Genomic DNA, 21062 nt, shown 5'->3' with positions numbered 1-21062 from the left:
TCTCGTCGCACCGCGTCCGCCGTCCGGTACCGGCCACCGGCCGCGGTCACGTTCTGGCCCCACGCCGGGACGACCTCCGGTGTACGGAGGCCCCGGTAGGGCATGATCGGTTCCTGTGAGGGACGCTCAGCTGGCCCGTGTGGCCGAGCAGTACGGGGTCGCGACAAGCTACGAGGACTGGCGGGGGAGACAGGTCCCGGTCGGCCCGGACACCATCCGTCATGTCCTGCGGGCGCTGGGGGTGGATCCGGAGGCGCCCGACGCCGCGGTGCCGCGCGGCCTGCTGCCCCCGGCGGTCGTCGTCCGCGAGGGGAAGGCGCCCGACCTGGTGCTGCCCGGCGGCGCGCGCAGTGTCGTCGAGACCGCCGACGGTTCCCTGCTGCCCTTCGACCCCGGCCTCCCGCTGGGCTCCCACGTCCTGCGGGTCACCGACGGCGGCGTCGAGCACGACGCGCCCCTCCTCGTCGTCCCCGACCGGCTGGAGCCGCGCGCGCTGAGGGACGACCCGCGCCTGTGGGGGATCATGGCGCAGTTCTACAGCGTCCGGTCACGCGCCTCGTGGGGGACCGGCGACCTGCGCGACCTCGCCGAACTCGCCGACTGGAGCGCCCGCGACCTCGGCGCGGACTTCACCCTGGTCAACCCGGTGCACGCCACCGAGCCGCTGCCGCCGATCGAGCCGTCGCCCTACCTGCCGGTCAGCCGCCGCTACGCCAGCCCCCTCTACATCCGCGTGGAGGACGTGCCCGAGTACGCCAGGCTCGACCCCGCACAGCGCGAGGGCGTCCAGCGGCTGGCCCGCCCTCTGCGCGAACGCGGCCGCACCGCGGACCTGCTCGACCGCGACGCCGTGTGGAGGGCCAAGCGCACCGCCCTGGAGGTGCTCTTCGAGGTCCCTCGCGCGCCCGGCCGGGAGGCGTCCCTGCGCGCCTACCTCGAACGCGAGGGCAGGGAGCTCGTCGAGTTCGCGACCTGGTCGGCGCTGGCCGAGGAGTACGGGAGCGACTACCGCGCCTGGCCCGGGAACCTGCGCGACTCCGGCTCCCGCGCCGTGGGCGCGGAGGCCCTGCGCCGGTGGCCCGCGGTGGAGTTCCACCGCTGGCTCCAGTGGGTCCTCGACGAACAGCTCGCCCAGGCGCAGGCCACCGCCCTGGCCGGCGGGATGGGCGTCGGCATCGTGCACGACCTCGCCATCGGGGTGCAGGCGGGCGGCGCGGACGCGTGGATGTACGGCGACGCACTGGTCCCCGGGCTGCACGTGGGCGCGCCGCCGGACGAGTTCAACCGGCTCGGCCAGGACTGGGGCCAGCCGCCCTGGAACCCCAGGAGGCTCGCCGAACTCGGCTACACGCCGTTCCGGCAGATCCTCGACCAGGCGCTCCGCCACGCGGGCGGTGTCCGGATGGACCACGTCACGGGCATGTTCCGGCTGTGGTGCGTGCCCGAGGGCGCCTCCGCCGACCAGGGCACCTACGTCGGGTTCGACCACGAGGGCATGGTGGGGACGCTCGTCCTGGCCGCGCACGGGGCGGACACCGTCGTCGTCGGGGAGGACCTGGGCACCGTGGAGCCGTGGATGCGCGAGCACCTCGCCGACCGCGGGGTGCTGGGCACGTCGGTCCTGTGGTTCGAGCAGGACGCCGGCGGTGCACCGCGCGCGCCCGGGGAGTGGCGTGCCGACTGCCTGGCCACGGTCGCCACGCACGACCTGCCGCCGGTGGGATCGTTCCTGTCCGCCGAGCACGTGGAACTGCGCGACCGGCTGGGCCTCCTCGCACGCCCGGTGGAGGAGGAGAGGGCCGAGGCCGAGGCCCGGGTGGAGCGGTGGCGCGTGCTGCTGGTGGAGCTGGGCCTGCTGGAAGACGGGGTCGACCCGGTGGCCGACCCGGCCGCCGTGGTGGCGGCCATGCACGCCTACCTGGTGGCGACCCCGGCCCGGATGATCGGGGTGGCGCTCACCGACGTGGTGGGGGATCGGCGGATGCAGAACCAGCCCGGCACCAGCACCGAGTACCCGAACTGGCGCATCCCGCTCACCAGCGCCGAGGGCGAGCCGGTGCTCGTGGACGAGCTGCTGGCCGACCCCCGCATGGTGGCGCGCATCCGCCGCACGCTCGGACCGGTCGGCGGTGGCCGGGGCCGCTCCCTGTAGAGGGCCCGGACGCGCCGGCGGCCCCGGGGGACTCCCCGGGGCCGCCGCGTCGTGCGTCCCTACGGGCGGTTCCCACCCGCGGCGATGTCGACGGCGCGGGCGCGCAGTGCGCGTTCCACGCCCGCACGGCCCTCGATCAGCAGGCGGCGCAGGGCCGGGGCGGGGTCGGCCTCGGCGATGTAGGCGTCCGTGCGGTCCAGCGTCGCCTGCTCCACCAGCCCGCTCGGGTAGACCACCTCGGCGAAGGTCTGGGCGAACTCGCCCGTCCACTTCTCCCACGCAGGGGCCAGCTGCGCGAAGTACTTCTCCATGTAGGGCCGGTACAGCTCGGCCTGGCCGGGCTCGGTGAAGCCCATCAGGACCGCGCGGAACTCGGCGTTGGCCAGCTCCTCGCCCACGATCCGCTCCCACGCGGCGGCCTTGGCCGCGGCGGTCGGGACCGCGGCGCGGGCCCCGGCGGCGTGCCGCTGGCCCGCGGCCGTCGGGTCGGCCTCCAACTCGGCGGCGATCTCGGCCTCGCCGGCCGCACCCGACGCGACCAGGCGGCGCAGCAGGGTCCACCGCAGGTCCGTGTCCACGGTCAGCCCGTCCACGGTGATCGCGCCGTCCAGCAGACCGCGGATCAGGGACAGGTGGGCGTCGCTCACGGCCGTGCCCGCCAGCGCGTTGGCGTAGGCGAGCTGGAGGTCGCCGCCGGGCTCGGCCGCGGTCAGCAGCTCGCGGAGCCGGTCGGAGAGCTGCTCGAACCCGAACGGCCGCCACGCCGGGTCGGCGTACATGTGCAGGGCCGAGGCGGCCTGACGCAGCAGGGTCTGCGCGACCATCACGTCGTCCACGCCGCTGATCCCGGAGATCACCAGGGCCACGTAGTCGCGGGCGGCCATCTCGCCGTCGCGGGTCATGTCCCAGGCGGCGCCGAAGGCCAGGGCCCGGGGCAGCGACTCGCGGATCTCGCCCGCGCCCTCCACCACCGTGCGCAGGGAGCGCTCGTCGAGGCGGAGCTTGGTGAAGGTGAGGTCGTCGTCGTTGATCAGCACCAGGTCCGGCTGGACCGTGCCGACCAGCGCGGGCACCTCGGTGCGCGCTCCGCTGACGTCCAGCTCCACCCGCTCGCGTCGCACGATGCCGTCGGGGGTGCGGTCGTACAGCCCGATCGCCAGACGGTGCGAGCGCAGCGTCGGGTGCTCGGGGGCGGCCTCCTGGAGCACCGCGAACGACGTGAAGGCACCGTCGGCGTCGACCTCGAACTCCGGGCGCATCGTGTTGACGCCCGTGGTCTCCAGCCACTCGCGGGACCAGCCCGACAGGTCCCGGCCGGAGGCGGCCTCCAGGTGCTTGAGGAGGTCCTTCAGCTCGGTGTTGCCGAACGCGTTCTCCTTGAAGTAGGCGCGCACGCCCGCGAAGAACGCGTCCACGCCCACGTACGCCGCGAGCTGCTTGAGCACCGAGGCGCCCTTGGCGTAGGTGATGCCGTCGAAGTTGACCTCGACCGCCTGGATGTCGACCATGTCGGCGGCGATCGGGTGGGTGGAGGGCAGCTGGTCCTGGCGCAGAGCCCAGGACTTCTCCACGTTCGCGAAGGTCGTCCAGGCGTCGGTCCACTTGGTGGCGTTGGCCTGGCAGTACACACTGGCGTAGGTCGCGAACGACTCGTTCAGCCACAGGTCGTCCCACCAGCGCATGGTGACCAGGTCACCGAACCACATGTGCGCCATCTCGTGCAGGATCGTCTCCGCGCGGCGCTCGTAGCGGGCGTCGGTGACCCGGGACCGGAAGACGTAGTCCTCCAGGAAGGTCACCGCTCCCGCGTTCTCCATGGCTCCCGCGTTGAACTCGGGCACGAACAGCTGGTCGTACTTGCCGAACGGGTACCGCAGGTCGAACAGGCCGTGGAAGAAGTCGAAGCCCTGCTTGGTGACCTCGAACAGGGCGTCGGCGTCCAGGTGCTCGGCCAGCGAGGCCCGGCAGTACAGGCCCAGCGGGATGCCGTCGTGCTCGTCGCGCACCACGTGGTACGGGCCCGCGATGAGCGCGGTGATGTACGTGGAGACCACGGGCGTGGCGGGGAAGTGCCAGCGCACCCGCTCCTCGCCGGCCGCCTCGCGCACCACGTCGGGGGCGCTGTTCGACACGACCTCCCACGACGGGGGAGCGAACACCGTCAGCTCGAAGGAGGCCTTCAGGTCGGGCTGGTCGAAGCACGTGAACATGCGGTGCGCGTCCGCCGTCTCGAACTGGGTGTACAGGTACACCGAGTCGTCCACGGGGTCCACGAAGCGGTGCAGTCCCTCGCCGGTGCGCATGTAGGCGGCGTCGGCGACGACCGTCAGCTCGTTCTCGGCGGCCACCTCGGGAAGGACGAGGCGCTCGCCGTCGAACAGCGCGGGGTCGAGCTCGGCACCGTTGAGCGTCGCCGTGAGCACCCTCGGGGCGGCCAGTTCGACGAACGTGCGAGCACCCGCCTCCGAGCTGGAGAAACGGACCACGGTGGTGGACCGGAAGGTCTCGGCACCGGTGGTCAGGTCCAGCTCCACTGCGTAGGAGTCGACGCTGAGAATCCGCGCCCGTTCCCGAGCCTCGTCCCGTGTCAGGTTCCCTGCCACGCCACGCTCCCTCCACGGCCGCCGTCGTCGTCGGCCGGATCGTTGCCGACCACGGCGAGTCCGCCGCGTGGGTGGAGCGTCGTCGGGCCGGAGGTCGTCTTCACTCGGCACTGATCCTGCCACGCGCGCGAGCGGAATGCGCAACCGATGGCCGGGGTTGCCTACCTACGACGTGAAGTTCCCGTCCCCCGTTTCTGATCCGAGGAGCAGCGATGACGCAGACGACCGACCCGAACGACGGGTCCGGGACCGTGTACGCCGACATGTGGTTCGACCCCGCGTGCCCGTGGGCGTGGATCACCTCGCGCTGGCTCGTCGAGGTCGAGAAGGTCCGGCCGGTGAGAGTGCGCTGGCACGTGATGAGCCTGGGCGTGCTCAACGAGGGCAGGGACCTGCCCGAGAGCTACCGGAAGTCCCTCGACCTGTCCTGGGCCGCCGTGCGTGTCTGCGTCGCGGCCGAGCAGCGCTTCGGCCCCGAGGTCCTGGGGAGCCTGTACACCGCCCTCGGCACCCGCTTCCACAACGGCGCCGAGCCGCGCGACACGGACACCATCCGCGCCGCGCTGGCGGACGCGGGCCTCCCGGAGGACCTGGCGGAGGCTGCGGGGAGCACCGCGTTCGACGAGGCGCTGCGCGCCTCGCACGGGGAGGCCATGAAGCTGGTCGGCGAGGACGTCGGCACCCCCGTCGTCCAGGTGGAGGGCGTGGCCTTCTTCGGCCCGGTCGTCACCCCCGTCCCGCGCGGCGAGGAAGCCGGGAAGCTGTGGGACGGCGTCCGCCTGGTCGCCGGGACCGACGGGTTCTTCGAGCTCAAGCGGACTCGCACCCGCAACCCCGTCTTCGACTGAACGGCCGGGCCGTGAGGACTCCGCCCGTGTGCCACGGTCCGCCGCAGCACACGGGCGGAGGCCTCTCCGCCGTGCGCCGTCCCTCCCGTGGGCGCGGTGCGGGGCGGCCCCCGGCCGCCTGCGCCGTGCCGCCGTCGCGGGGCGGGTCCCGGCGGCGGGCGGGCGCGGTCCAGGAGGCGGGCACGACACGGCACACTGGAGGAGGGCCCGGAGAGGGCCCGCCGGGCGCAGGACGCCGGTCCGCGCCGCCGGACCGCGGCGGCCGGAGCACCGAACGACACGAGAGCGAAGGACCGCCCATGCCCGGACCCGACGACCGCAGGGCCGAGTTCCTCGACGACCTCGACATCCTGCCCGACACCACCGGCGACGAACGCGGAGTGGGCTGGGGCGAGGACTCCGAGGAGGACTCCACCGCACGGCTCATCGCCGACCGCCCGCCGCACTGGGGCTGACACCGGTACCGCCGGTATCCGTGGAACCACGGGTGAGCGGTCCCGTCGCGGTCCCGGTCTGGTCAACCCGAATCGCGTTCTGCGACAGTGGGTCCATGCGATCCCTCTACATCGACGGCGCCTGGCGCGATTCCGCCTCCGCCGACGCCCTGGACGTGGTCAACCCGGCGACCGAGAAGGTCATCGACAGCGTTCCGGCCGGAGCGGCCGAGGACGTCGACGCCGCGGTCGAGGCCGCGGCCGCCGCCTTTCCGGCCTGGTCCGCGCTCACCCCCGGGCAGCGCGTCACCCACCTGGCCAGGGCCCACGAGCTGTTCAGTGCCCGCATCGACGACATCGCCGCCGAGATCACCCGGGACATCGGCGCGCCCGCGGTGTTCTCCCGCAAGGTGCAGGCCGGCCTGCCGGCCCTCATGTTCCGGACCTACATCGACCTGGTCGAGGAGTCCGGTGAGCGCTACTTCGGCGGCGAGAAGGTCGGCAACTCCCTGATCGTGCGCGAGCCCGTCGGCGTCGTCGGCGCCATCACGCCGTGGAACTACCCGCTCCACCAGATCGTCCTCAAGGTCGTCCCCGCGCTCCTGGCGGGCAACACCGTCGTCCTCAAGCCCAGCGAGATCGCCCCGCTGAGCGCCTACGCCCTCGCCGAGGTCCTCCACGAGGCCGGGCTTCCCGCCGGCGTGTTCAACCTGGTGTCCGGCACCGGGCCGGTCGTCGGCGAGGCCATCGCCGCCCACCCGCGCGTGGACATGGTGTCCTTCACCGGCTCGACCCGCGCCGGGACCCGCGTCAGCCAGGTCGCCGCCGAGACCGTCAAGAGGGTCGCGCTCGAACTGGGGGGCAAGTCGCCCAACGTCATCCTGCCCGGTGCAGACCTCGCCAAGGCCGTCAAGCGCGGTGTCGCCGACGTCATGCGCAACACCGGACAGAGCTGCAACGCACTCACCCGCATGCTCGTCCACCGCGACTCCTACGAGGAGGCGGTCTCCCTCGCGGCCGGGTCCGCCGCCAAGTACGTGCCCGGCGACCCCGAGGACGAGGCCACCCGGCTGGGCCCGCTCGTCTCCGAGGCCCAGCTGGACAAGGTCCGGGGCTACGTCGCGCTCGGCGTCGAGGAGGGCGCCCGCCTGGTCACCGGAGGCCCCGAGCCCGTCGAGGAACGCGATCGCGGCTACTACGTCAGGCCCACCGTCTTCGCGGACGTGCGCAACGACATGCGCATCGCCCAGGAGGAGATCTTCGGCCCCGTGCTGGTCCTGATCCCCTACGACACGGTCGAGGAGGCGGTCGCCATCGCCAACGACACCGTGTACGGGCTCAGCGCCGCCGTGTGGTCCGGCGACCCCGAGAGCGGGCTGGCGGTCGCGCGCAGGCTCCGGGCGGGGCAGGTCGAGCTCAACGGCGGCGCCCTCAACCCGCGGGCGCCCTTCGGCGGCTACAAGCGCTCCGGGAACGGGCGGGAGTGGGGGCTGCCCGGCCTGGAGGAGTTCTGCGAGGTCAAGGCCGTCCAGATGTGACCGGGGCCGTGCCCGGTGTGCGCGGTCTCACGGCCCCCGACCGGCGTTCCGAGGAATCGGCCCCGGTGACGGCCGCGTTGTGGGGTGTGGAAAAATTCCGTCTGGTCATCCCCTGGTCGAACCCAATGAGGTGTGTGTTGAGCAACAAGCCCGCGGTCTCCAAGGCAGGACCCATCGGCAAGGACATCAAGTCGATGATCGTCTACAACGCCGTCGCCATCATCTCCATGGCCCTCTTCGCGGTCCTGGGCCTGAGCGTCGCCGCTGCCGCCGCCGGCGCGGTCTGAGCGGACCCGTGCACTACGGCGCCCCGCCCGCGTCCCCGGACGCGAGGCGGGGCGCCGTGCTCCCTGCCCCTGTGACCTGCCAGACTGGACACGTGCGTGTTTACCTTGGATCAGATCATGCGGGCTTCGAGCTCAAAGAACACCTCGTCTCCTGGCTGAAGGAGAGGGGCCACGAGGTCGTCGACGCGGGCCCCCGCGTCTACGACGCGGTGGACGACTACCCGCCCTTCGTCCTGCGCGCCGCCGAGGGCGTCGCCTCCGACCCCGGCTCGCTGGGCGTGGTCATCGGCGGATCGGGCAACGGCGAGCAGATCGCCGCCAACAAGGTCAGGGGCGTCCGCGCCGCCCTGGCCTGGAGCGAGGACACCGCCCGCCTGGCGCGTGAGCACAACGACGCCAACGTGCTCGGCATCGGCGGCCGGATGCACTCCCTGGAGGAGGCGGCCCGCTTCGTGGAGGTCTTCCTCGCCACCCCGTACAGCGACGAGGAGCGGCACACCCGCCGCATCGCGATGCTCACGGACTACGAGGAGACCGGCGAGCTGCCGCCCCTCCCGTAACCCGTCCCCCGCCCCCGGGCCGCGGTCCCCGTCCGCCGCCCGGGGGCGTTCCGCTGCCCGACCCCCGGCTCTCCCCCCGGAGCGGCGTGCCCGGTCGGGGGCCCTGGTGGGGCCCCTGCCGCTGTGAGATCCTGAGGTCCGGCCGCGTCCCCGGGACGCGCGCCGAGTCCCGGCCCCGGCCCCCGGGCGCGTCCGGTCACGGAACAGTGTCCGAGAAGGGTGTACATCCCCGGAAGTCGGGGCCGTTCCACCGGCACCGGGGGAGTGCCCGCCTCCGTACGCTCGGTTATCGGCTGAACCCAAACCCTCGGTTTGGGGGAGAACACCGCTGGTTGCACGTGCCAGGGCGACACCCCCCGCGCTACAGTTCGTGCACAGTGGCGGGCCCTCGTTGTCCGCGGCACGGTGGTGCCCGGCGAGCTGCGTATCCAGCCACCACGACCGGGGGGTGCCCCACACCGCCCCCGGCCAGCCGAACCGGTGCCCGGTGGCGACGCGGCCCCCGCGGCCGTCCGACCGTGCCGTCCGACCTCGCCGCCCGAGAGGGTGACCCCGCTGGTGAGCGGGTGCGCCGATGATGAGGATTCATGAAGCCCACACCGACCGCCAAGACCACCCGGCTCCTGCGCTCCACAGCGCAGAGGCTCGTCGCGGTGCTCCGGCGCAAGGTGCTGTTCCGCTACAGGCTCGTCCTCATCACCCTCGTCACCCTGGCCGTGGGCATCGGCGTAGGGGCCGTGTGGGGCCCCTCCGGCTGGTTCCCGCCCAGCTCCACGATCCTCACCGTGCTGGCCGGCGGACTGCTCCTCAAGCGCAAGAGCCTGGCGTTCCTGCTCGGCGTGGTCGCCGCCGTCCTGGTGTTCGTCGCCTACATGCTCGACTTCGGGCAGGTCGGGCCGGGCCTGCTCGTCACGATCGGGGTCACCGCCGTCCTCTCCTACCTGCTGTCGGGGGTGCGCGAACGCCTCGGAGTCCAGGGGCTCAGCGGCGAGATGATGCTGCTGGACCTGCGCGACCGGCTCCGCCACCAGGGCCGGATGCCTGGGCTCCCCGACGGTTGGGGGCGCACCGCGGTCCTCCGCCAGGCCGGCGGCTCCTCCTTCGGGGGCGACTTCGTCGTCTCCATCCGCAAGGACAACAGGCTGGACGTGGCCGTGGTGGACGTCTCCGGCAAGGGCGTGGACGCCGGGACGCGCGCGCTCATGCTCTCCGGGGCCTTCAGCGGCCTGATCGGCGCGGTGCGCACGGAGGACTTCCTCGCCCACTGCAACGACTACCTCATGCGCAACAGCGGCGGCGAGGGGTTCGTGACCGCGGTGCACCTGAGTGTGGACCTCGACACAGGCGAGTACCAGATCGCCTCCGCCGGGCACCCGCCCGCGCTGCACTACGACAGCGGAGCCGGACTCTGGAGCACCACCGAGGCCAAGGGTGTGGTCCTCGGCGTCATCCCCGAGATGACCTACACCTCCGCCCAGGGCAAGCTCCGGCCCGGCGACGCCATCATGCTCTGCACCGACGGCCTCATCGAAACCCCAGGTGAGGATCTCGACGCCGGGATCGACCGGCTTCTCGGCGAGGCCGAGCGGCTCGTCCCCCAGGGGTTCGCCACCGGGGCCGGGGAGATCGTCGACACGCTCTCCAAGGACAAGAACGACGACTGCGCCCTCGTCGTCCTCTGGCGCGACTGAGACCCACGGGCCGTCCGAGCCCTCCCCGTGCCGCGCCGCGAGGTGCGGGGTGCGGCGGCCGGCCCTGCCTGAGGGTAAGGTCGGAATGCTCCCCGTCCCCGCGTACGGCGGTCAGTCCGTACACGTCCCCGGATCGCCGTGCCCGCCCCCACAGCCCCCGGGCGCCAACTCCCACGGCCCACCACACCAGTGACGACGGGACCGGAGCGGGGCCCTTCCACAGGCCCACCGCTATCCGACGACTGGTGTCGCCCGCGGGTCCTCCCCGCAGGGCGTAGGAGACGCGAGGGGGTGCTTCGCATGTCAGAAGGCGAGCGCGCTGCAGAACTGATCGAACTGGTCGAGGACAACGACCTGACCGGTATCCGGCTCTGGTTGGCCGAACACAGGCCCTACGAGATCGCCGACGAACTCTCCCGTATGGCCGGCGGCGACGCGATCATCCCGTTCCGGCTCCTGGACAAGGACCGTGAGCTGGAGGTCTTCGAGGAACTCGACCCCAGCCAGCAGCAGGCCATCCTGCTCGGCCTCCGCGACAGCGCCTTCCACGAGATCCTGGAGGAGATGGACCCGGACGACCGGGCCCGCCTCATCGGGGAGGCTCCCGCGAAGATCGCGACGCGGGCACTGGCGGGCCTCAGCCCCGCCGAGCGCAAGATGACCGCCTCGCTCCTGGGCTACCCCGAGGACTCCGTCGGCCGCTACATGACCCCGGAGACGGTCATCCTGCACCGCGACCTGCTGGTGGGCCGGGCACTGGAGGTCGTGCGGGCCCGGGGCGCCGACGCCGAGACCATCTACACCCTCCCGGTGGTCAGCGACGGCCGCCGACTGGTCGGCACGGTCACCCTGGGAGACCTGGTCATCAGCGACGACGACCGGCTGCTCAAGGACATCGTGGACGTGTTCGCCCCCCGGGTGCGAGCGTCCGAGCCCGCGGAGGACGCCGCCCGCCTCATGCAGGAGGCCAACCTCGTCTCCCTGGCCGTCGTGGACTCCGAGGACCGGTTCCTGGGCCTGCTGACCTTCGACGACGCCCTGGAGGTCATCGAGGCCGCTGACTCCGAGGACATGGCCCGGCAGTCCGGCGCCAGCCCCGTCGGCGACCACTACGTCTCCGTCAGTGTGCTGCGGCTCGTGGGCGCGAGGTCGGTCTGGCTGATGCTGCTCATCGTCGCGGCCACGCTCACGGTCAACGTGATGCAGGCGTTCGAGACCACGCTGGAGGAGGTCACGGCGCTGGCCATGTTCGTCCCGATGCTCATCGGCACCGGTGGAAACGTCGGCGCCCAGTCGGCCACCGCCATCGTGCGCGCCCTGGCCGTGGGCGAGGTGCGGGTGCGCGACCTCCCCCGGGTCATCTGGAAGGAGGCGCGGGTCGGCCTGCTCCTGGGCATCATGCTCGCGGGGCTCGCCCTGGCCATCGGCTCCCTGCTGGTCGGTTTCGCGGTCGCCGCGGTGGTGGCGTGCTCCGTGATCGCCGTGTGCACGTGGGCGGCGATCATCGGATCGGCCATGCCGCTCTTCGCGCGCAAGGTCGGCGTGGACCCCGCCGTGGTCTCCTCCCCGATGGTGGCGACCCTCGTGGACGCCACCGGTCTGATCATCTACTTCTCCATCGCCCGACTGGTTCTGGGCATCTGACCCGACCGCGGTCCGGCGCCGGCCCGGTCGTGGCGGCACGATCCGCATGAATACCCCTCGAACCGGGTATCGCGTCAGGAGCAGGACGGATCTAGGGGGGATTCCATGTCCGGTACCGGAGATGCGTTCAACCGGCTGAAGAAGGCCGTCGACGACAACGCCGAGAAGGCCCAGGGCCTGGTCGGCAAGGCAGCCCAAGCCGCGAAGAAGGCCACGGGAGGTGCCCACGACGACAGGATCGACAAGGGGGCCGGAGCCGCGACGGAGTACCTGCGCAAGCGTGCCCGGGACGACAAGAAGTAGCATCGGCCGCCGTGCGTGAGCGGGGCGGGCGGGGAGCGTCCACAATGGAGGATGCCCTCACCCGCCCCGTTCTGTTCCCCGGACCCGGACGCCCCGCCCGCGTCGGCCGTGCCGGGAACCCCGCCCGCGTCGGCCGTACCGGTCGACACGACCGCGCAGGACCCCGCGCAGAGCCGGACGGCTCCCGTGGTTTCGGACGCCTCGAACACACCGGTTCGTGCGGATGACCCGGGCGGCCCCGGGGACCCGCGGGCCCCCGGGCGCCGGGGGATCGGGCCGGGGGGCGGGCGCCTGCCGGTCCTGCTGGCCAGGATCCGTATGCCGCTGATGTGGGCGGCCACACTCGTCCTGCTCGCCGGTTACGCCGGGGTGCCGTGGTGGGCGGGTGCGGCGCTGCTCGTCGTGGCGCTGGCCGTGTACCTGCGCGCGGGTACCGTGCGGCGCGAGCCCAGGACGGTGCTGCCCCCGGTGCGCGGCAGGTGGATGGCGCTCACCAGCCCCGTGGACGGGGTCCCGAGCCAGGGCAGCCACGCCTACGGGCAGACCTACGCGCTCGGCCTGGTGGCCGAGCCCGGGGGAGACGCCCGCCCCGACATCGCCTGGCGTCCGCTCAGCCGCCCGCCGGAGGACTTCCCGGCCTTCGGCCGACCCGTGTACGCCCCCGCCGACGGGACGGTGGTGACGGCGCACGACCGGCGGCGCGACCACCGCAGCCGCAACTCGTGGCCGTGGCTGTTCGGCGCGGTGGTGGAGAACACGCTGCGGGAGTTGCGCGGCCCGGCGGGGATGCTCGGCAACCACCTGGTGATCGACATCGGGGGAGGGGACCACCTGCTTCTGGGCCACCTGCGGCGCGGCTCCCTGGAGGTCCGCCGCGGGGACGCGGTGCGCGCGGGGCAGCTGGTGGCCAGGTGCGGGAACTCCGGGGCGTGCACCGAACCCCAGGTTCGGGTCCAGCTCATGGACCACCGGAGGCCCCTCTTCGCCGCGGGCCTGCCGATCGTGTGGGCGTCAGGGTGGAACGGGAGGGACGGCGGGGCCGGGCTTCCGGAGACCTGGCGGCCCGTCGTGGTCGAGGCACCGGAGTCCGGTGAGGTACCCGCTGGTCAGAGCGCCGACGGGGCCGATTACGCTGGTGAGGTAAGGCGAACCTAACGAGACTGGTGGGAAGGTGGGGAAGAGCGTGAGCGCTGTCGAGGGGCGCCCCTGCCAGCTGACGGTCTGCCGGGGCTGCTGCTGCGGGACCCGGAAGAAGGTCCCCGGAGTGGACCACAAGGCCCAGCTCGCCCGTCTCAGCGCCATCGACGACCACTCCGGCCGCACCGTCCCCGTTCGCACCAGCAAATGCCTGGGCATCTGCTTCCAGGCCAACGTGGTGGTCGTCCAGCCGTCCCAGGAGGGGCGGGCCGCCGGAGGCAAACCCGTCTGGCTGGGACGGGTCACCGAGGACGCACTGGTCGAGGCCGTCGACGACTGGATCTTCGACGGAGGGCCCGGCGTCGCTCCGCTGCCCGCGGTCCTCGCCGACCACGTCACGTCCAAGGACGCCAAGAAGCCGAAGAAGAACAAGAAGCCCAAGCACTCCAAGGCCGCCAAGAAGGAGCGCCACAAGGCCCGGGAGAAGAAGAGGGCCCGGGCGGAGAAGGCCTCCGGTTCGGGGCAGCGGCCGGACAAGGACCGTGCGGAGTCCAAGAAGCCCAAGAAGCCCAAGAAGCCCAAGAAAAACAAGAAGGACGAGAAGGACAAGAAGGCGAGGAAGAAGGAGAAGAGGGCCCGCAAGGCCGCCGCGCAGGCCTAGGTCCGGCCTCCGGCTCCTGCCGGGGCCGCCCGCCGGACCTGCTCCCGCCGCGCCCCCGTGCTTGTGGGGCACCACCGGGCCGAACGCCGGACATCGACCCGCGGGAGACCGCCCGCAGCCCCTGCGACACCCCCCGGCACTCCGTCGCCGTCGGCGCCTCCGGTGTCCGGCCGCTGGACGGCCGGGCCGGGCGGGGGCACTCGGCGGAGAGGCGCCGCAGGGCGCCCCGGACCCCGGGGCGCCTCCTTCCCTCAGGCCCGCGACTGCGGTGCGAACTGGGTGCGGTACAGGGCCGTGTAGAGGCCTTCCCGCCCGAGCAGCTCGTCGTGCGTGCCCCGCTCCAGGATGCGGCCGTCCTCCAGCACCAGGATCTGGTCGGCCTCCCGGACCGTCGCCAGCCGGTGCGCGATCACCAGTGACGTCCGCCCCTCCAGCGCCACCGCCAGGGCCTCCTGCACGGCGGCCTCGGACTCCGAGTCCAGGTGCGCGGTCGCCTCGTCCAGCACGACCACCGCCGGCGCCTTCAGCAGCAGGCGCGCGATCGCCAGGCGCTGCTTCTCGCCGCCGGACAGCCGGTATCCCCGGTCGCCGACCATCGTCTCCAGACCGTTCGGCAGCTGCGCCAGGAGCGGGCCGAGGCGGGCCATCCGCAGCGCCTCCTCCAGCTCGGCGTCGGTCGCCCCGGGCCGGGCGTACCGCAGGTTCGCGCCCACCGTGTCGTGGAACAGCTGGGCGTCCTGGGTGACCACGCCCACCGCCTCCCGCAGCGAGTCCCCGGTCACTTCGCGCAGGTCCAGACCGCCGATGCGCACGTCGCCCTCGGTCGGGTCGTACAGGCGCGAGACCAGGTGGGTCAGCGTCGTTTTCCCCGCGCCCGACGGGCCGACCAGGGCCACCATCGTGCCCGGCTCCGCCCGGAACGACACCCCGCTCAACACCTGGGTGTCGTCGTCGACCTCCGCCTGGGGGGTCAGCTCCAGCGATGCCACCGACGACTCCCGCGCCCCCGGGTACCGGAAGGACACGTGGTCGAACTCCACGCCCAGGGGGCCCTGCGGAAGGTCCCGGGCGTCGGGGCTCTCCTTGATCCCCGGCTCCAGGTCCAGCACCTCGAAGACCCGGTCGAAGGAGACCAGCGCGGTCATGATCTCCACGTGGACGTTGGACAGGGTCGTCACCGGTCCGTACAACCGTGTGAGCAGGGTGGTCAGCGCGACCAGGGTGCCCACCTCGAACGCCCCGTTGATCGCCAGCAGTCCGCCGACCCCGTACACCATCGCCATGGCCAGCGCCGTGATCAGGCCCAGCATGCTGAACAGCAGGGAACCGAGGACCGCCTGGCGGACGCCCAGGTCGCGGACCCGGCCCGCCCGGTCGGCGAACCCGGCCGACTCCTCTGCGGGGCGGCCGTACAGCTTGACCAGCATCGCTCCGCCGACGTTGAACCGCTCGGTCATCAGGGAACTCATGTCCGCGTTGTTGTCCATCGCGTCGCGCGAGATGTGGGCGAGCCTGCGCCCGATCAGCTTCGCGGGGACCAGGAACAGCGGGACGAGGACGAGGGCGACCAGCGTCACCTGCCACGACAGGGCGATCATCGTGACGAGCACCGCCACCACGCTGATCAGGTTGGACAGCACCGACTGGAGCACGGAGGTGATCGCCCGCTGCGCGCCCACCACGTCCGTGTTGAGCCTGCTGATCAGCGAACCCGTCTGGGTGCGGGTGAAGAACGCCAGCGGCATCCGCTGCACGTGCGTGAACACCTGGGTCCGCAGCAGGTAGATGACACCCTCGCCGATCCGCGCGGACAGCCACCGGCCCAGCAGGGTCAGCACGCCCTCCAGCACGGCCAGCCCGGCCGCGGCGACCGCCAGCCACACCACCAGGGAGGTGTTCCCCGGCAGGATCCCCTGGTCGATGATGGCCCGGAGCAGGAGCGGGTTGGCGACCACGATGGCGGAGCCGACGGAGGTCACCAGGAGGAACCACACGATCGCCCGCCAGTGGGGGCGGGCGTAGGAGATGATCCGGCGGGTGAGGCCGGGGGGTAACTGCTGGCCCTTGGCGCTCCCGTCGTTGACCAGAGCCCTGTAGGACGGTCTTCCCGACATCATGGACATGGGCGGCCCCGTTCTCGTCGCTGCTTCGCCACGCCTGCGTCAACACCGGTGCAGGTGCGTGGCTTCCCGCAGAGGGAGTGCGGCGCCGCCGCCGGGCCCCGCCGCGGTCCCGGTCCGCGCGGGCGGAGGCCGTCGCGTCAGGGCGTCACAGGGAGTGGGCGAGGCGGCCGAGCGCCGCGGTGGTGGAGCGGCCGGGGGTGAAGGGGAGCTCCCAGGCCTGGGCGCCGAGGGCGTCGGCGCCGCGGATCTTGGCCTGCGTGTACCGGTCCCCGGCGGTGTACGCCAGAGCGGCGGGGTCGATCGGGCGCAGCAGTTCGGCGTAGGCGGACCAGTCGGCGACACCGGGAGGTCCCTCGATGACGAACGCGCCCGCCACGCAGGCGAGCGCGGCCACGGTCTCGGCGCGCTCCTCGGCGGGGTTCACGGGTCGGCCGGGCCCCTTCCAGGCGCCCACCCGGCGGTCGGACTCGATGCCCACGACGAGGGGCAGGCCGCGCTCGGCGATGGACTGGAGGAAGCGGACGTGTCCGACGTGCAGCACGTCGAAGGCGCCGGTGACGACGGCCGGCCGCTCCAGGAGTTCGGGCCGCTCGAACCAGTGGGCGCTGAGGGGAGTGCTCGCCTCGTGCGTCGCGTCCGTGTCCGTCATTGAGCCACCCGTCTCCACAAGCGAGGGCACCCGTGTCCGATTCGTGCCGACGGGCTCACCCGAAAGGTCAACGTACCCGTTCGGGGCGGGTATTCCGCCTCGGGGAGGGGACCGGACGCCGTCATCCCCGGCGCCGGGCCTCGACGGCCGCGTCTGTGGGGCACGTCACCGGGGGGCGGGTGGGGCTCAGGGATCGGCGGGGCCGAGCGGAGAAGGGGCGTCGAGAGCGCCGACGTGCAGGGGAGGGGCCGGCGGGGGCGACGACGGGCCGCGGTCGCGGTGTGTCCCGGTTCGGGGCCGAGGCGGCGTGACGCGCATCCGGGGCCCGGAGTGGAGCGGTGGAGCGGGCGACGAGAATCGAACTCGCATGACCAGCTTGGAAGGCTGGGGTTCTACCATTGAACTACGCCCGCGTGGCATCGGAGACTTCGAGTTTCCTCTAGACTCGTGGAGCCGACGGAGACAAGAGTACAGTCTCCCGAGCCTTGGTCGCACACCCGTCCCGGGAGTGCGATCCTTGGTGCGGTGTACGGGGTGTAGCGCAGCTTGGTTAGCGCGCATGCTTTGGGAGCATGAGGCCGCGGGTTCGAATCCCGCCACCCCGACGAAACCATCCGTGGCATCGGCCTTCGGCCGTACGCCGTGGCCCCCTGTCTATCTGCCCTAGACTTGGTGCGATCAGCAGGAAACTGTAAGTCCCAGCCCGTCGCAGGGCACCCCGTGTGAACGTGTTCGCCATGGCCCCGGGGTGCGCTCGTGCATTTCGCCGTTGTGTGTGGTGCGCCTGCGGGCCGACGCGGACACCAGCCGGCAAACCTAGGAGTACCGCCCCGTGAAGACCGATGTCGAGGAGCTGAGCCCCACCCGGGTCAAGCTGACCATCGAGGTGCCCTTCGAGGAGCTCGATCACGCTTTCGACGTGACGTACAAGTCGCTCGCCAAGCAGGTCCGGATCAAGGGCTTCCGCCCGGGCAAGGCGCCGGCGCGGCTGATCGACCGCTACGTCGGCCGCGGCGCGGTGATCAGTGAAGCGGTCAACCACGCCGTTCCGGAGCTCTACAACGAAGCCATCCAGAAGGAGGAGCTCTTCGCGCTCGGCCAGCCCGACGTGGAGGTCACCAAGCTGGAGGACAACGAGGAGCTCGCGTTCACCGCCGAGGTCGACGTCCGCCCCAAGTTCGAGGTCGAGAACTACCGGGGCATCGAGGTGACCGTCGACAGCGCCGAGGTCACCGACGAGCAGGTCGACGAGCAGACCAGCACGCTGCGTGAGCGCTTCTCCACCCTCGTGGGCGCCGACCGCCCCATCGAGAACGGTGACCACCTGTCCATCGACCTCTCCGCCGCGATCGACGGCGAGAAGCTCGAGGACGTGGCGGTCAGCGGCTACTCCTACGAGGTCGGCACCAACGCCATGCTGGAGGGCCTCGACGAGACCCTCGTCGGCCTGGAGGCCGGCGGCGAGGCCACGTTCAAGACCACCCTCGTCGGTGGTGAGCACGAGGGCAAGGAGGCGGACGTCACCGTCACCGTGCACAGCGTGAAGGTCAAGGAGCTGCCCGAGCTGGACGACGAGTTCGCCCAGATGGCCTCCGAGTTCGACACGATCGAGGAGCTGCGCGAGGACGTGCGCAAGCGCATGTCGGAGGTCCGCCGCCTCCAGCAGCTCTCCGCGGCCCGTGACAAGGCCCTCGAGCAGCTGATCGAGTCCGTCGACGTGCCGCTGCCCGACGCGGTCGTCGACGAGGAGATCACCCGTCGTCGCGAGAGCCTCGAGCAGCAGCTCGCCCAGGGCGGCCTCACCAAGGAGGCCTACCTGGAGTCGCAGGAGAAGACCGAGGAGGAGTTCGACGAGGAGCTCACCACCGGTGCCCGCTCCGCCGTCAAGGCCGGGTTCATCCTCGACCAGCTGGCGATCCAGGAGGACCTGAGCGCCGACCAGGGCGAGCTCAGCCAGTACGTGTTCGAGCAGGCCCAGCGCATGGGCGTGAGCCCGGACCAGCTGGCCCAGCACCTGGTCGAGTCCAACCAGATCCGCGTCGCCTTCACCGAGGTCGTCCGCGGCAAGGCCATGGACCTGGTCCTGGCCGGCGCCCGGATCACCGACGAGGACGGCAACGTCATCGAGCAGGAGAACGCCGAGGAGGCCGCGGCCAAGGCCGCGGCGGTCGCCGCCGAGGAGTCCCTCGAGGTCATCGAGGACGACACCGCGGAGACCGGCGCCGACGACGCCGAGGTCGAGGTCGAGGAGCCGAAGGCCGAGGAGGCCAAGGCTGACGAGGCCAAGGCCGACGACGCCCCCGCGGCGGAAGACAAGTAGTCTCAGCGCCCAGCGTGCACGGGCCCCGTCCGACCCCGAGGTCGGGCGGGGCCCGACGTGTTCGCTGGTGGAAGAAAGTGCTGTACGGCCCTGCGCCACCCTGCGCTCAAAGCGAACAGGGACGGTATCCGGACGAGCCCGGCTTCCGTCGGCGTTAGTGTCGCTGTATCGCAACCGTTTCGATTCCGGAGCAGGTGACGAGAGTGCCGCCGACCTTTGATGAGTCCCCGCGATTCGACGCTCGTACGTCCGAGTCGCAGATTTCCCCTTTTATTGAGCAGACGCCTCAGCGCCTGTTGCGCCAGCGCATCGTCTTCCTCGGCCAGCAGGTCGACGACGAGATCGCGAACCGCCTGGTTGGTGAGCTCCTGCTGCTGTCCGCCGAGGACCGTCAGCGGGACATCACCCTGTACATCAATTCGCCGGGTGGGTCCGTGACAGCGGGCATGGCGATCTATGACGTCATGCAGTACATCCCCAACGACGTGCGCACCGTGGGCATCGGCATGGCCGCTTCCATGGGCCAGATGCTCCTGTGCGCCGGTGCTCCCGGCAAGCGCTACGCGCTGCCGCACACCCGCGTCATGATGCACCAGCCGTCCGGTGGCATCGGGGGCACCGCCTCCGACATCCGGATCCTGGCAGACCAGCTGCTCTACGTGAAGAAGATGTTCATCGAGAAGATCTCGGAGCACACGGGGCAGACGGTCGAGCAGATCGAGAAGGACGCCGACCGCGACCGCTGGTTCACCGCTCAGGCGGCCAAGGAGTACGGCTTCATCGACGAGGTGCTCGAGGGCACCCTCGACGTGACCAGGTGACCGTACCCAGAGTTGACCCGTCGGACCTGGTTCCAGGAACGGCGCAGTGCGTGGAAGGCGTGAAATGACCGAGTACAACCCCAGTCTCATCGGCGGCGCGGCCTCGATGGCTCCCCAGAGCCGCTACGTCCTGCCGTCCTACGTGGAGCGGACGTCGTACGGCGTCAAGGAGATGAATCCGTACAACAAGCTCTTCGAAGAGCGGATCATCTTCGTCGGCGTGCAGATCGACGACACGTCGGCCAACGACCTGATGGCCCAGCTCATCACCCTTGAGCAGCTCGACTCCGAGCGGGACATCCAGATGTACATCAACTCGCCCGGTGGGTCGTTCACGTCCCTCATGGCGATCTACGACACGATGCAGTTCGTGCGCCCCGACATCCAGACGGTGTGCATCGGCCAGGCGGCCTCGGCCGCCGCGATCCTGCTCGCGGGAGGGACGGCCGGGAAGCGCGGCGCGCTTCCCAACGCCCGCATCCTGATCCACCAGCCCGCGACCGAGGGCATGCACGGCCAGGCCAGCGACATCGAGATCCAGGCGAACGAGATCACCCGTATCCGTACGCAGCTGGAGACCACCCTGGCCCGCCACACCGGCCGCACGCCGGAGCAGGTCTCCAAGGACATCGAGCGGGACAAGATCCTCACGGCGGAGGAGGCCAAGGAGTACGGCATCATCGACTTCGTGCTCCCGTACCGCAAGGCCTCCCTCAAGTAGGGGTGTGACAGAGCCGAAAGACCTTCCGCGGCCGCTGTGAACGGAGTGTTCCGGTGGGGAGTTTCGGTAGTGGTGAAGCGTGGGCCGGACCGGCCCTTGACCCGCCTGGGGGAGCCCGGTGGTGAAGCCGGTCCGGTTTTTCGCTTAGTCTGGCGGAGAGCGACACACAGATCGCCTCGTCCGTGACCTTCGTGGGCGGGTACGGGAGATTCGACTTCCGTGCGGTTTCGCACCTGAGCGGCACCGGCGGGGCGGCCTTAGTTTTGAGGAGTGGCTGGGTGGCACGCATCGGCGACGGCGGGGACCTGCTGAAGTGCTCATTCTGCGGTAAGAGCCAGAAGCAGGTGAAGAAGCTCATCGCCGGCCCCGGCGTGTACATCTGCGATGAGTGCATCGATCTGTGCAACGAGATCATCGAAGAGGAACTCGCCGACGCCACCGAGCTGTCGTGGGACTCGTTGCCGAAGCCGCGGGAGATCTACGAGTTCCTGGATTCGTATGTGATCGGTCAGGATCAGGCGAAGAAGGCCTTGTCGGTGGCGGTGTACAACCACTACAAGCGTGTGCGGT

18 protein-coding genes and 2 tRNA genes are annotated in these 21062 nt (G+C 71.5%); 16 read left to right on the top strand and 4 right to left on the bottom strand.

The window, feature by feature from the left end:
* Window positions 1-115 precede the first annotated feature (115 nt).
* On the top strand, window positions 116-2152 hold the full coding sequence (gene malQ, locus Q8791_RS16815; RefSeq protein WP_330092663.1) for a 4-alpha-glucanotransferase: 2037 nt from the start codon (window positions 116-118) through the stop codon (window positions 2150-2152).
* A 59-nt stretch (window positions 2153-2211) separates the two neighbouring features.
* Here the strand turns inward: malQ and pepN are convergent, their stop codons facing one another.
* On the bottom strand, window positions 2212-4755 hold the full coding sequence (gene pepN, locus Q8791_RS16810) for an aminopeptidase N (RefSeq protein ID WP_330092662.1): 2544 nt from the start codon (window positions 4753-4755) through the stop codon (window positions 2212-2214).
* Window positions 4756-4967: 212 nt separating this feature from the next.
* Between pepN and Q8791_RS16805 the strand changes: the two genes are divergently transcribed.
* The 10 genes from Q8791_RS16805 to Q8791_RS16760 all read left to right on the top strand — a co-directional run bounded on the left by Q8791_RS16805 (window position 4968) and on the right by Q8791_RS16760 (window position 13858).
* Window positions 4968-5603: a mycothiol-dependent nitroreductase Rv2466c family protein gene (locus Q8791_RS16805; protein ID WP_330092661.1), complete on the top strand. Its 636-nt coding sequence runs from the start codon at window positions 4968-4970 to the stop codon at window positions 5601-5603.
* A 299-nt stretch (window positions 5604-5902) separates the two neighbouring features.
* Window positions 5903-6058, top strand: a complete 156-nt coding sequence (locus tag Q8791_RS16800) for a hypothetical protein (protein WP_330092660.1) — start codon at window positions 5903-5905, stop codon at window positions 6056-6058.
* Between the two features lie 95 nt (window positions 6059-6153).
* The gene (locus Q8791_RS16795; protein ID WP_330092659.1) at window positions 6154-7575 is read left to right on the top strand and encodes an aldehyde dehydrogenase family protein; all 1422 of its coding nucleotides are present in this window, start codon (window positions 6154-6156) and stop codon (window positions 7573-7575) included.
* 137 nt (window positions 7576-7712) lie between these two features.
* Window positions 7713-7862: a hypothetical protein gene (locus Q8791_RS16790; RefSeq protein ID WP_330092658.1), complete on the top strand. Its 150-nt coding sequence runs from the start codon at window positions 7713-7715 to the stop codon at window positions 7860-7862.
* A gap of 92 nt (window positions 7863-7954) precedes the next feature.
* Window positions 7955-8422, top strand: a complete 468-nt coding sequence (locus tag Q8791_RS16785) for a ribose-5-phosphate isomerase (RefSeq protein WP_330092657.1) — start codon at window positions 7955-7957, stop codon at window positions 8420-8422.
* Window positions 8423-9009: 587 nt separating this feature from the next.
* Window positions 9010-10113: a PP2C family protein-serine/threonine phosphatase gene (locus Q8791_RS16780; RefSeq protein ID WP_330092656.1), complete on the top strand. Its 1104-nt coding sequence runs from the start codon at window positions 9010-9012 to the stop codon at window positions 10111-10113.
* A gap of 300 nt (window positions 10114-10413) precedes the next feature.
* Complete coding sequence (gene mgtE, locus Q8791_RS16775) at window positions 10414-11757, top strand: magnesium transporter (protein ID WP_330092655.1); 1344 nt, start codon at window positions 10414-10416, stop codon at window positions 11755-11757.
* Window positions 11758-11862: 105 nt separating this feature from the next.
* Window positions 11863-12060 carry an Rv0909 family putative TA system antitoxin gene (locus Q8791_RS16770; protein WP_330092654.1) on the top strand — a complete coding sequence of 66 codons (198 nt, stop codon included), beginning with the start codon at window positions 11863-11865 and terminating at the stop codon, window positions 12058-12060.
* Between the two features lie 318 nt (window positions 12061-12378).
* Window positions 12379-13215 carry a M23 family metallopeptidase gene (locus tag Q8791_RS16765; protein WP_330092653.1) on the top strand — a complete coding sequence of 279 codons (837 nt, stop codon included), beginning with the start codon at window positions 12379-12381 and terminating at the stop codon, window positions 13213-13215.
* Between the two features lie 58 nt (window positions 13216-13273).
* Entirely contained in the window at window positions 13274-13858 is a 585-nt protein-coding gene (locus Q8791_RS16760; RefSeq protein ID WP_407942020.1) for a (2Fe-2S) ferredoxin domain-containing protein, read from the top strand.
* 251 nt (window positions 13859-14109) lie between these two features.
* Here Q8791_RS16760 and Q8791_RS16755 read toward each other — a convergent pair whose 3' ends face one another.
* From Q8791_RS16755 to Q8791_RS16745, 3 genes are all read right to left on the bottom strand, one after another.
* Window positions 14110-15975, bottom strand: a complete 1866-nt coding sequence (locus tag Q8791_RS16755; protein WP_330092782.1) for an ABC transporter ATP-binding protein — start codon at window positions 15973-15975, stop codon at window positions 14110-14112.
* A 151-nt stretch (window positions 15976-16126) separates the two neighbouring features.
* On the bottom strand, window positions 16127-16630 hold the full coding sequence (locus tag Q8791_RS16750) for an adenylyltransferase/cytidyltransferase family protein (RefSeq protein ID WP_330092651.1): 504 nt from the start codon (window positions 16628-16630) through the stop codon (window positions 16127-16129).
* A 339-nt stretch (window positions 16631-16969) separates the two neighbouring features.
* A tRNA-Gly gene (locus Q8791_RS16745) sits at window positions 16970-17043 on the bottom strand.
* A 117-nt stretch (window positions 17044-17160) separates the two neighbouring features.
* Here Q8791_RS16745 and Q8791_RS16740 point away from each other — a divergent pair.
* The 5 genes from Q8791_RS16740 to Q8791_RS16720 all read left to right on the top strand — a co-directional run.
* Window positions 17161-17235: transfer RNA gene (locus Q8791_RS16740), tRNA-Pro, on the top strand.
* A gap of 227 nt (window positions 17236-17462) precedes the next feature.
* Window positions 17463-18950: a trigger factor gene (gene tig, locus Q8791_RS16735; RefSeq protein WP_330092650.1), complete on the top strand. Its 1488-nt coding sequence runs from the start codon at window positions 17463-17465 to the stop codon at window positions 18948-18950.
* Window positions 18951-19246: 296 nt separating this feature from the next.
* Window positions 19247-19771 carry a ClpP family protease gene (locus Q8791_RS16730; protein WP_267948590.1) on the top strand — a complete coding sequence of 175 codons (525 nt, stop codon included), beginning with the start codon at window positions 19247-19249 and terminating at the stop codon, window positions 19769-19771.
* 64 nt (window positions 19772-19835) lie between these two features.
* Window positions 19836-20492, top strand: a complete 657-nt coding sequence (locus Q8791_RS16725; RefSeq protein WP_267948591.1) for an ATP-dependent Clp protease proteolytic subunit — start codon at window positions 19836-19838, stop codon at window positions 20490-20492.
* A 278-nt stretch (window positions 20493-20770) separates the two neighbouring features.
* On the top strand, window positions 20771-21062 hold a 292-nt coding region (locus Q8791_RS16720), incomplete at its 3' end, for a ClpX C4-type zinc finger protein (RefSeq protein ID WP_330092781.1).

Source organism: Nocardiopsis codii (assembly GCF_036327455.1).
Lineage (GTDB): Bacteria > Actinomycetota > Actinomycetes > Streptosporangiales > Streptosporangiaceae > Nocardiopsis > Nocardiopsis codii.
The sequence above is the reverse complement of the archived record's forward strand: the minus strand, read 5'-3'. Positions and strand labels throughout refer to the sequence as shown.

What these genes read in the sequence shown, in the direction of transcription:
- Q8791_RS16805 (WP_330092661.1), top strand. Translation starts at nt 4,968, where the DNA reads ATGACGCAGACGACCGACCCGAACGACGGGTCCGGGACCGTGTACGCC.
- Q8791_RS16800 (WP_330092660.1), top strand. Translation starts at nt 5,903, where the DNA reads ATGCCCGGACCCGACGACCGCAGGGCCGAGTTCCTCGACGACCTCGAC.
- Q8791_RS16770 (WP_330092654.1), top strand. Translation starts at nt 11,863, where the DNA reads ATGTCCGGTACCGGAGATGCGTTCAACCGGCTGAAGAAGGCCGTCGAC.
- mgtE (WP_330092655.1), top strand. Translation starts at nt 10,414, where the DNA reads ATGTCAGAAGGCGAGCGCGCTGCAGAACTGATCGAACTGGTCGAGGAC.
- Q8791_RS16765 (WP_330092653.1), top strand. Translation starts at nt 12,379, where the DNA reads ATGCCGCTGATGTGGGCGGCCACACTCGTCCTGCTCGCCGGTTACGCC.
- Q8791_RS16780 (WP_330092656.1), top strand. Translation starts at nt 9,010, where the DNA reads ATGAAGCCCACACCGACCGCCAAGACCACCCGGCTCCTGCGCTCCACA.
- Q8791_RS16750 (WP_330092651.1), bottom strand. Translation starts at nt 16,630, where the DNA reads ATGACGGACACGGACGCGACGCACGAGGCGAGCACTCCCCTCAGCGCC.
- Q8791_RS16725 (WP_267948591.1), top strand. Translation starts at nt 19,836, where the DNA reads ATGACCGAGTACAACCCCAGTCTCATCGGCGGCGCGGCCTCGATGGCT.
- Q8791_RS16755 (WP_330092782.1), bottom strand. Translation starts at nt 15,975, where the DNA reads ATGATGTCGGGAAGACCGTCCTACAGGGCTCTGGTCAACGACGGGAGC.
- Q8791_RS16795 (WP_330092659.1), top strand. Translation starts at nt 6,154, where the DNA reads ATGCGATCCCTCTACATCGACGGCGCCTGGCGCGATTCCGCCTCCGCC.